We start from the raw sequence: 11,354 nt of genomic DNA on the forward strand, positions 1-11,354 counted from the left end.
AAGTAATGCAGCTTTTGTCCATCAACGGTCAACTGGGTTTCGACCACCTGTGGCGCAGGACGTGCCTGCAGCTCAAAACTGATGCCCTGGCTACCATCGGTGAACAGAATATCTGACAGCTGGCTCAGCTGATTGATGGCGCGAAGGAAGGCTGGGTTAAATGTCAGGCCCTGACTGTTGACCTTATCCGGCACCCATTGGCTGCCCTCTTTGTGTAGCACTCCGCTAAGTTCTGTCGTCAGGAAGCGCTCAATACGTCCGCTGTCTTTGCGTATAAACTCAGCCAACATCGGCAGGGAGGCATCGCTTTTACTCGCCGCAAACGGGAAACGTCCGTCAAAGGCAGTGTGCCAGTTGGCCACCACCGAACGGCGCCATTTATCATTCAAGCTGGCGGCGGAGGGCTGAAGCACAGTCTCCCAAGCCAGCGTCAAAGGTTGCACAAACATCGTGCTGCCAAAACCGCTCCACTCTTCGCCCAAGCTTGCCGAAATCAAACTGCCATACTGTTGGGTGTCGGTCAGATCCAAGCTTTTTCCTTGGAAGACGGTTTGCGCCAGGGTCTGCATCATCAGTTGTGGATCAGAGGCACTGGCCACCTGTTGCAGGCGCAGGCGTACGCGGGTGATGCGGGTCAGGTAGGTCTGTAGGCTCAGTGAAGGGTCCGCCGACATTACCGAGTTGCCCGTGTTTTTACCCAGAAGCTGAAGCAGCGGGCCAAAGGTTTCATCGAGCGGCCCCTGTGGGCCAGAGGCAGATTGGTCTATCACGGGTGTGTCTTTCCCACCGACCAGCTCTTTAGCCGATTTGAGCAGGGAGTCTGACAGGCCCTTACTTTGCTGACCGGTCTGCCCTTGCCAAGCAAGGGTATTCATCAGGGCAATCAGTGGCGACTGGCGGACATCGCTCATTAATGTGAGTTGGTCACTCACTTCAGCTATATTATTAGCCGGATTAAGCCGCAGACTATTGAGAAAACTCAGCCAACTGCCGGCAAAATCGGTGAAGTAACGTTGTGTCAGGCGCGCTTTCAGGGCTGCGGGTGACAGGTCGGCGGAAATCGCCTGCCGGTTGTCACTCAATACCCAGTCAATTTCATCGCGGCGAGAATTTGCCGCCTTGTCGATGGCCTGCTGGATCCCCCTTCCCACGCCTGCCGGGTAAACATGCCCGGCACCACTGCCTCAGTGCTGAACAGTTGCCGTGCATCGGTACCGCTGGTCATGTCCTCCAGGGACACATCGGCGAAATTACGGCGTACCGACTTAAGCATATTCTGGTACAGGGTGCTTTCCGCATTACGGCGACCAATTTGCTGCAGCAGTACCTGACGACTCTGGCTGAGCAGTTGTTCATCAGGCGTTATTTTCCATTGCGGCTGCTTAGGCAGTTGAGTGATATAGAATGCCCATAAATCCGGTGACAGGCTTTGCCATAAACCGTCGGAGATACCCACCCGCGTCGGCTGCACGGTTTTCATCGTCTGGGCATACAACGCGCCATCGACGTTATCAGGACGGGCCATCATCAGCCAGGCTTTCAGCTGGTCGTAGCCCGGTTTCGAAAGCGCCGCGCGCTGCTCGCTATTGGGGGCTGAGTTTGCCAGCGCACTGAGTTTTTGTACCAGCGCCGCATTGGCTGAGTCGCGGATCAGACGGTTATTGGCGACACCGTACCAAGGCAGCATTGCATCGAATAACAGCTGGTTATGGTTTAGACCGAAGCGCTGATATAACGGTGCCCCGTTGTGAATACGCTGCTGTAGGCGACCAGCGTCGTTTCTCAGGGTATACAGCGCCGTCAATTGTTCATCCGAGACCGAGGGATGTTCTACCAGGGCATGCGCTTGCTGTGCCACAGAGATAATCTGTGAGCGGTTGACCGCGAAAGATAGCAACATGCCCGCTCCCCAGACGCCGAGCATGGCCAGCAGCGTCCAATTAAGGGTCTGTTGCCAAGGTATCCCTACACGACGGCCATATACCTGAGTACAATCATCAACAATCCCCTGCCAGGTTGGAGACAGGGTTAGTGCATGGCGGTGTGATTGCGGAGTATATGTCTCAACGTTAGCCATTTCCTCAGGCATAGGCTGGCTGTCCGGCAAGCTAAACATCAAGCCACGCAGTGGAACACGTTGCTGTGACGCAAAGAGCCAGGGTTCCAGTTGCTGAACCCAGCGGGCGATACCCCCCTCTTTTAGGTGCTTGCTTAGACGTAGCAGGAAGTCGTGGCCATTATTGTGAGCGACCTGGCTCATCCCTTGCGTTCGCAGGGCCGGCAGTAACTGCTCCAGTTGGCGAGTAATATCGTCTGGTTGAGCGCGCAGTGGGAAATTGGCCCCTACCGTCTGTTGGTCGCGTTTTGCCTGCGACCACTGACTGTCGCACAATTGCCACAACCACACCGGAGCGGAATACCGCAGCAGTTCACTGATTTTTTCCAGTCCGCGTAAATCCTTATCGCTGATTTGTGGGGTCAGGTACTGACCTGCGCTCATTACACGAATAATTCCATCAATCGGACGCCCGCGACGCAGTGTACGCAACGCGGTATATTTTTCCTTATCGGGCTCAACAGTCAGGCTGCCGCCGTAAATCAGAACGGTACGCTGACCTTCAAGCCACTGGTTGTCCTGCAGGCCAGGTACCAGCTGTTCGATGGCCGCCTCATCACCAGTGACCAGCAAAAGACGAACTTTGTGGCGCCAGAAGGATGAGTAACGTCTTTTGAGATATTTTTTCAGTGCCGAAAAGTCATATTGATCCGACGATTTTTCTTCAGGGTGACTGTTTTCACCATCAGGCGTAACGGGAGAAGGATTTTGCTGCCTGGACAACATAAAAAAGACCAGGGTACACAGCGCGACAGTGAGGGTTATAAAACCTGCCAGAACATACCAGAAATTATCACCACCATTGTCGGAGGGCAACTGCGTTGTCTGTGCAAGAGCAAAGAGCACCATCAGCAAAACTGCCACAATGAGTAATCCTGCTCCCAGGGGCTTTGAAACCTTTTTCATGCCGGCTATTCCTTTCCGGACTGTCGTACAGCCCTTATAAATACGGGGCGCTGAAGACGGGCGATAACATGTCGCAGCAAAATGGCTAACCCAGGGAATGTCACAATCAGCGACAGTAGAAGCAAGGTGATCCCAAACCAGGAGAATGCGATTGAAGGGGAATAGTGGATCATCAGGCTATACAGCCCGACGTTTAAAAGTAGTGCTATCAGAACCGATCCCCCGGGAAACGGGGATGGAACCACGAAACGATCTTTCCCGAGAACGGGGGCGGTTTTTCCGAGCGTCACAGCCCAGGCATCATCTTCACCTTCAAGAAGAAGCCACTGGTAGGTGGGACCATATGCGGCCATATCCGCGGCTGCACCAATCATCGCCCAGCCAGCGAGATCACCATAACGAGCGCATGCAGTGTCATAGTCAATAACACCACCAGTACCAACACCATCATACAGCGGGATCGCTAGATCATTCAGGAACCTGCTCATTGACTGTCGAGGTGCATCTGCCAGTCCACTGTGCCAGACAAGATGCTTTCTGCCAGCAGGTGTAAGTGCCATATCCCGTAATTCACCAAGTTCAGAGGCAAGCGTACGGGTGTTGAGAGGCATCGCCCGGAAAAGGCGTAACGCATTTTTTTGTTCACTCGGATTTAACATTGACGGCGGCATCAAAAATAATGCGCTGGCAAATTCAGGTAGAACATCATCGGGTAGCCGATAGTGCATCGCCAGCACCAGTACGGCTCTCTTTGTGGACCCGACAAACTGATTCCAGTCATCAAAGGATGAGTCACCGTCCTGAAAATAAATCTCGACTTTCCAGGAGGGAGCCCCTGCTGTCCAGATACGATGGAATGCCTGAGATTCACGGTCTTTGTCACTACCGTTAGTTTGAACAATAATCTGGAGTGGGCCGGAAGGGTATCGTCGCCGAATAGAAGGCATTATCTGAGCAATAAGATGACGAAGTAACTGTTCAAAACGTGAAATTCCGGGTGTAATGGCGGCGTCCGGTAGCAACGTTAAAGGCGGCGTTTCCGCGCTATCTCCTTCTTGTGTATGTGCAAGACGAGGCAACCAGCCCGTATCGGCAGCGATAAAAACATGGCTAAGAATGACGTGATGTTGGTGCGCACGTATGCGCCACTTCAGACGAGTGTTACGGCACCATTCATTCCAGTTCCAAACACCAATTGCCAGCGTTTCCCTCCAGAAGCTGTAGAGAGCAATAGCCATAAAAATGCCTGCAAATGTCCCGGCCGTCAGTGGTAACCAGTACCCGCTGCTCAACGAAGGTAACCCTGTTGACGGTGATTTCAACACTGCTACAAGCAACCCAATGAAAAGGCCCAGGATAATAATCAGCAGACAAACCCACGGCGACCAGACCGGTGCCTGCTCTTTTTCAGGCACCTCCGGCAGAGACCATCCCATCAGTCAACCTCCATATCTTGCATGCTTGCGATAACGCTCGCACCGCACTGGGTTTTACAACCGTGTAAAACAATTCCGCGCCCATTTTCTTCATACGCAGAAACATCGCACTCGATAATTTTATTTGTGCCATGCTCGGGGCAAGACACTGTGTCATTTAAAAGTGCAGCATACTTCCCTGAGAGATCGAAACTGGATGAGGCTGACGTAACTTTACCGCCATGCGTAGTGGCATCTCCTAAAACAACGGCAAATTTTCCCATATTTCATTCCTTAAAATTAAAATACACGCGTTATGAGCCATTGGTATTATCTTTTGAGATAAAGCCGTTCTATTTCCTGGGTTCTTTTTTCTACAGCATCGCTTGCCACGTCCCTTCTTATAATTGCAGGCATAGCAGGGATCGTCAGCTTCCCCGTCCAGTAATAATCATCACTTTCCAGCCAGTCAGCCTGGTAGCGTAATTCAGCAAGACTTTCTCTGTCCCAGGAATGCCAGCAATAACCGATGGGTAAGTCATAAGCAACGACTCTACTCATGAAACGCTCATCTTCTGGTAACGTACTGTGATCAGTGGGTCGCTGGACATAAGTGCGAATATCTTCGAGCATTTCATCTCTCGACTGTTTTTCGTATCTGTTGCGATCCTCTTTTGAACCGGGTCCCGGTAATTGAATTCCTGAGGATTCTTTGAGCTTCATTTTCTGGTCAAAATAGCCATAGAGCGATATGTAATAGCGATAGTCGGCATCTACGGGAATATTCCTTTCGACATCAATTTGTCCGTAGCCAAAGCCTGTTGAACCGAATTGCTTATCCCTACTGCGGTAATCTTGGTCAAAATCATTTAACTCCCCGGCTGAAAGGGGCTCCGGAACCAATGGTGCATTAATCGTCAGTTTTTGCCCATTAGCGGGATTAGGCCAGGTTAACTTTTCCATTACGGTGGTCGTACTGTCCCAAAATGGCTTTCCATCACCCAGATCGCTAAAGTGTGTTTGAGTATCAGGGGCATTGCCGCAAGGAGTATTTCGTCCAAGCATACGCACGTATAAGCCGTCGCCTGCGGCCTTAAACAAAGGATGAGAGTCAGTAAAATGACTTTTTTCAGTGTTTGGCAGACCCTGCCAGCCAATACTTCGAAGGGGGGAAGACCCCATCACCCGATCATGAGGGTTGCAGTAAATCCAGGTGGTGCCGTGGTTATCGCGCTCTGGTATACCCTTGTGAGTTTTACCAGTCGGAGTCCAGCTTTTACCCTCGCTGCTGGCTCCGGCCAATAATCTTCCACATCCTTGCTGCTTTAAACGCGTTTTATTTTCAGCCACTTTCTTCACAATATCGGCAAATGTCGCTTCTCTGGCTTGTTTGCTGATAATTTCATTTATGGGATAAGAAATATAGGTTGTCATTTCATTATCCAGCGCATAGGGTGAATTCATCACAAACAGTGCATCAGGAGCTTCAATTGCAGCTGCCGCCAAGGCAATCATGGTCCCCTGGCTGTGTGACAGCACCGTCACCGTATCTTCAGGATGTTTATCGCGAATCGTTTTAATGAGCTTAGCCAGACGGCCTGCAGCATGGGCATAATAATGGCGTGGAGGTGCAGCTGTCAGAAGCCTATCATGTTCCACGTTCAATAATTGTGTACTGAAAGGCACCGGAATGCCCAGCACTGACGGCCAGTTATCAAACCCTTTGTCACTCCATACACTGACCAGCTGGTTACAGCCATTCTGGAACGGACCACCTCCCCAGTAAAAGGGTCCTTTGCTTTTTCGTTGTTCCGGCGTCAGGTCGTAATAATTATCGCCCTGTTTATTTTTAAGGGGGATTGCGTATTTATCGCCTTCATTATCAGCGGCACGATATCCCCAATAGAAACGAATAACTGGGGAACGGCCTTCTTCAGTTATTTTACGCATAGGTACTATCCAAGTATTTTGTTCATCATTCCAATAAGATTCTCCATATTTGTTCTTCAGCAATTTAAATTTCTTATCCAAAGATGTCAGTCCCAGCCTTTTATTCAAACCATCACATAGTGCCTCTTCGGCATAGTTATACCAATCGCCCTCAGAATTTACGCCATGAACGAATATAATGAGTCCAGGTAATTGCAATGGAGGTTGAATCTCTGCATTGATTTTAATGTTTTTATGTGATGTCAAAGAGTAAAAGAATGGGGTGCCATTATCTGTAGTATAACCTTCAACCTTTCTTGTAGGCGTCTTTTTGTTGTTCATATTATATTCCTTACGACTATAATTTTGGCTCTAATTTACGATCACATTGCATTTTTTCTTGAAAAACATGAGAGACATCGAAAGAAAACTCTGGTTGATAAATTGGTCCCGTTACCCCAGGGTAGGCAGGATTAGATTTTTTGGTGGCCGGACTAAATGTCCATTTCAGAGCATATGCATTAATCGAAGTTCGTTCCTGAAAATCATACTCAATCATATAAAACCCATCATCAGTCACCAACATATCATAGCCTTTTGTTCTACCATTAGGATCATGCGTATACGAACCGTATGTTACTGAGCGCAGAGTTTTACCACCATTTGTTGTCACAGAAATAACATTCAGGCACCCTTTATCCGATCCCTTACACACCGCTTTATTATTATTTGCTGTGATGGGAAAGGCTAAGTAATCATCACGGCTTGACAGCCAGAACAGTCGACCTTTAAATAAATAACCTGATGATGAGGCTATTAGGGTATGGATCCCTTTTGCTTTATTGTTATAGAAGGTTTTCCCATTTTCGCAACGGGTATACTCTTCAAGTGTAAAGTAACGATCTTTATCAATACGGTAAATTATCTGTGGTGGACCATAAACCTCCGGTAACTGTTTTTCCTTTTCCGGCTCTACTTGAGTATCACCCATTGCAGAAAAAGGATTCACAAAGGCAATTCCCCCACCATAAGGTCCGGCCACACAACCACTTAGAACAACCACGCTATATATCAAAACAATTCGCATAAATAGATCAATCATAGTTCCCCTCCTTGATTCATTTAATTCTACTTTGTTTATCAAATGATACTTATATTCCATCAACGTATCTTATCTCTTCAATAAAGAATCTCTACTTTGAGTAAGTTGATAACACAATAGATTATTCAAACCTTCACAACTATCTTTATTCAAACGGTTTTTACATTCCTCCTTCTTAACGCATACATTTTAAAAGGCTAAAATTTATGTTTGCTCGGTGAATTGAATACCTGCATGAATTTTAATGTGTAAGAGTAAAATAATGGGGTGTCACTATCTGTAGTATAACCCTCGTTCTTTCGTGTAGATATCTTTTTATGGATAATTTGATATTCATTACGACTATCATTTTGACTCGAGATTACGATCACATTGCATATATTTCTGTTCTACTTTAGAAATATCATCCATGGGTAATTCTTCCTGGTAATTGGGTCCCGTCACTCCAGGGTAAGCAGGATGTGAATCTTTGGACGCTGGGTTAAATGTCCATTTATCAACAATTCCATTTGTAGCATCCCTAAGGCCATACCAAAATTTAATCATATAAAACCCATCATCGGTAACCAACATATCATAGTCTTTTGTATCCCTATTTGGATCATGTGAATATGAACCATAGGTTACTGAGCGCAGAGTTTTTCCGCCATCGGTTGTTACTGATATTAGATTTAAACATCCTTTATCAGATCCTATACAAACAGCTTTATTTTCATTCCTCGTCTTTGGGAAAGCCAGATAATCGTCTCGCGTTGACAGCCAGAACAGTCGACCTTTAAATAAATAACCTGATGATGAGGCTATTAGGGTATGGATCCCTTTTGCTTTATTGTTATAGAAGGTTTTTCCATTTTCGCATCGGGTATACTCTTCAAGTGTAAAGTAACGATCATTATCAATACGGTAAATTACCTGTGGTGGACCATAAACCTCCGGTAACTGTTTTTCCTTTTCCGGCTCTGCTTGAGTATCACCCATTGCAGAAAAAGGATTCACAAAGGCAATTCCCCCACCATAAGGTCCGGCCACACAACCACTTAGAACAACCACGCTATATATAAAACATATCCTTATAAATAGATTTATCATAACACTATTCCTGAATTGATATTTTAAATTTATTATTAATCGGAGATCTTTATAATAGGTTGCACTGGTTCTAACTGTCGATCACATTGCATTTTACCCTCCCCTTCTTTTGGGTAAAATCTTGACATATCTATTTTAAAAAAACCTCCAACAGGTTTATCTTCTCCAGGCCTTAGTAAACTATATTCATCCTCGGATTTGACTACACCCAGCCAATTATCTTTATCAAAATCCCACCTATCTACGACAGGGTATACTCTTCCCTTTCCACGATAATAAATCATATAAAACCCATCATCAGTCACCAGCATGTCGTAGTTTTTTGTCTTACCATTAGGATCTTGCGTATAGGATCCGTATATTACTGAGCGCAGAGTTTTACCACCATTTGTTGTTACAGAAATAACATTCAGGCACCCTTTATCCGATCCCTTACACACCGCTTTATTATTATTTGCTGTGATGGGAAAGGCTAAATAATCATCACGACTTGACAGCCAAAACAGTCGACCTTTAAATAAATAACCTGAAGATGAGGCCATTAGGGTATGGATACCTTTTGCTTTATTGTTATAGAAGGTTTTTCCATTTTCGCATCGGGTGTACTCTTCAAGTGTAAAGTAACGATATTTATCAATACGATAAATTATCTGTGGTGGGCCATAGACCTCCGGTAACTTTTTTTCCTTTTCCGGCTCAGCTTGTGTACCACCCATTGCAGAAAAAGGATTCACAAAGGCAATTCCTCCACCATAAGGCCCGGCCACACAACCACTCAGAAAAAACACACCATATATAAAGCACATTCGTATAATAAAATTCATTATGACTCTATTCCTCATTATTTTTTCAGCACGATCTTCAGTCCATCAACCGCTTTTGACATTATTAATGATGAATTGCCTGAGCTATCTGTAACACCAAACAAAATCTTTCCGTCCGGCATATGAATCTCATAATTCTGATTTGCCAGCGGTTTACCTGAAACGGGGTGAGTAACAACAAATTTCTCATCAAACGTTGAAGGTTCAAACGACCTCATTACACTCTGCATACTGTCAGAACCCGCTTTCTTGATACCCGTATTCTTAATAAGTAGCTTGCCTGGCCCACCAATCTCAACATTCCCGCCTTTAATTTTGATATAGCCCCCACCACATATCAGCGTCAGCTCATCCTCTGCTGTAACAACCAGTTTCTTGCCGCTCGAAATATGCGTGTCCTGCGTTGACCAGGTGGTGATATTCCCGCCCTGGGCCTGAATATCAATATCGTTGTGCGAACTGAATAGTTTTGCACCCTCACTGCTGTATAGACTGAGCCGTTTACCAGCAGCCAGAGTGAAATCCCTCTGGGTCCCGATATCCAGTTGCTTACCCGCTGTCAGCGTCAGATTCTCACTGGCCGTTAGCTGCATATCTTCACCACTCACCAGCGCCATCCCTTTTGGTGCACTGCCCAAGATGATTTCTTCATGTAGCTGTCCGATTTTCTGCTTGAGAAATTGTTGCTGACGACTGACATCGGCGACCAGTGCTTGGGCTTGTTGTGCACTTGCTGCCAATGATTCCATCTCCACTAATGCTGCTGAAAGCCGTGCGAGTGCCGGCTCCATCTCCAGCACCTGGCCCTGCGCCTCTACCTGCCCGTCCGCCGAGATAAACAGCCCTTTCTGCGCACGGATAGCACCCCAACTGTCGGTCCTGAGTTCAAAACCCTCGCCGCGCTGCTGCTTTTCACTGTCGACCAGATGACCAAGATTTAGCTGACTCTTGCCACCATATTCGGTCGAGACCTTGATATGCTCTTTGCCACGCTCATCATCGAGGCGAATTTTGTTGTTGGCCGGGGTGCGCAGCACGTTGCGTTTATAGTTGCGGATGGTGACGGGGTCGCCGTGGGCTGAGTCGTGAAGTACGCCAGAAATGTACGGTCTGTCCGGATTACCGTCCTCAAAGGCAATTGCTACCTCAGTACCGGCCAGTAGTGGCAGATGCAGGCCGTAGGTGTCACCCGCATACGGCCGTGACTGACGGACCCAGAGACTTTCAAAGCCCTTTTTCCAGTTGTCGCGGTCAAACAGCATGTTGACGCGATAGCGACCGTCTTTATCGATGTGCCCGTAGGGGTCATTCTCGGTGGTACTGGTGACGCGGGCCGGTAAGGTGCCTGCCATCACCGGGCGTTTGCCCGGGGCTGGACGAAAACAAAAATCGGTGCTGTCCGGGAGAGCTCCAAAGTGGACTTCAAAATCCCGGTCGCGACGGGCAAAGCAGGTCATGGTGGTGATAACCACGCCTTTCCCCCACGTCTCTGTCACTTCAACCCCACCGGTTACCGTGAGTCCCCTTCCCGGCATCAACGTCGGGCAAGACGTGACCGCCCGTAACTGTGTCTGACCGTTCAGGTAACGTTCGTGTCGCAAGCGCGCGTAAAACACTCCAGACTCAACCGTTGGGTTGGCATCATAGAGGTTACCCTGGGTCAGGTAGTTATCGGCGTAGTGGTACGCCTCGCCATAGGTGGTCTCATCGCCCCGCGACACATCCACCCGGGTGTCCATCTCTTCAAGGACTTGCCGATAGTTATAATCGCGCGTGCTGACCTGCTTCTGCACCACGCTGTGGTGGCTGGTCATCCCCCAGACCGGATCGACACCTGTTGAATGCTGACCCGAGGGTGGCACCGACGGTAACGACAGCCCTTTTTCATAGCCCTGCTGGCTATCGAAAAACTCTACCACGTCAATGTGTAGGCGCAGGTCAGTGGTAAAACGGAACCAGATACCCACTTCGCC

General features: G+C 47.9%; 7 protein-coding genes and 1 pseudogene. All 8 read right to left on the minus strand.

Annotation, left to right across the window (positions count from 1 at the left end; all coding sequences use genetic code 11):
• Positions 1-3,022 (minus strand): annotated as a pseudogene (locus DW47_RS16370) (ImcF-related family protein); the annotation flags it as partial.
• Between the two features lie 5 nt (positions 3,023-3,027).
• Positions 3,028-4,458, minus strand: coding sequence for a hypothetical protein (locus DW47_RS0109610; RefSeq protein ID WP_029686227.1), 1,431 nt, complete (start codon positions 4,456-4,458; stop codon positions 3,028-3,030).
• Entirely contained in the window at positions 4,458-4,721 is a 264-nt protein-coding gene (locus DW47_RS0109615; protein ID WP_029686228.1) for a PAAR domain-containing protein, read from the minus strand. Before DW47_RS0109615 ends, DW47_RS0109610 begins: the two co-directional genes overlap by 1 nt.
• A gap of 46 nt (positions 4,722-4,767) precedes the next feature.
• The gene (locus tag DW47_RS0109620) at positions 4,768-6,708 is read right to left on the minus strand and encodes a T6SS effector phospholipase Tle3 domain-containing protein (protein WP_029686230.1); all 1,941 of its coding nucleotides are present in this window, start codon (positions 6,706-6,708) and stop codon (positions 4,768-4,770) included.
• A gap of 16 nt (positions 6,709-6,724) precedes the next feature.
• Positions 6,725-7,468, minus strand: coding sequence for a T6SS immunity protein Tli3 family protein (locus DW47_RS0109625; protein WP_029686231.1), 744 nt, complete (start codon positions 7,466-7,468; stop codon positions 6,725-6,727).
• Between the two features lie 345 nt (positions 7,469-7,813).
• Positions 7,814-8,557: a T6SS immunity protein Tli3 family protein gene (locus tag DW47_RS0109630; protein ID WP_029686232.1), complete on the minus strand. Its 744-nt coding sequence runs from the start codon at positions 8,555-8,557 to the stop codon at positions 7,814-7,816.
• Positions 8,558-8,592: 35 nt separating this feature from the next.
• Positions 8,593-9,381: a T6SS immunity protein Tli3 family protein gene (locus tag DW47_RS16375; RefSeq protein WP_241430722.1), complete on the minus strand. Its 789-nt coding sequence runs from the start codon at positions 9,379-9,381 to the stop codon at positions 8,593-8,595.
• Positions 9,382-9,398: 17 nt separating this feature from the next.
• Positions 9,399-11,354, minus strand: a 1,956-nt coding sequence (locus DW47_RS0109640; RefSeq protein WP_038027492.1) for a DUF2345 domain-containing protein, incomplete at its 5' end; no start/stop codon positions are given.

The organism is Tatumella saanichensis, from assembly GCF_000439375.1.
Lineage (GTDB): Bacteria > Pseudomonadota > Gammaproteobacteria > Enterobacterales > Enterobacteriaceae > Tatumella > Tatumella saanichensis.

Excerpts from the sequence above, each read along its gene's own strand:
- DW47_RS0109610 (WP_029686227.1), bottom strand. The coding sequence starts at position 4,458 with ATGGGATGGTCTCTGCCGGAGGTGCCTGAAAAAGAGCAGGCACCGGTC.
- DW47_RS0109615 (WP_029686228.1), bottom strand. The coding sequence starts at position 4,721 with ATGGGAAAATTTGCCGTTGTTTTAGGAGATGCCACTACGCATGGCGGT.
- DW47_RS0109620 (WP_029686230.1), bottom strand. The coding sequence starts at position 6,708 with ATGAACAACAAAAAGACGCCTACAAGAAAGGTTGAAGGTTATACTACA.
- DW47_RS0109625 (WP_029686231.1), bottom strand. The coding sequence starts at position 7,468 with ATGATTGATCTATTTATGCGAATTGTTTTGATATATAGCGTGGTTGTT.
- DW47_RS0109630 (WP_029686232.1), bottom strand. The coding sequence starts at position 8,557 with ATGATAAATCTATTTATAAGGATATGTTTTATATATAGCGTGGTTGTT.
- DW47_RS16375 (WP_241430722.1), bottom strand. The coding sequence starts at position 9,381 with ATGAATTTTATTATACGAATGTGCTTTATATATGGTGTGTTTTTTCTG.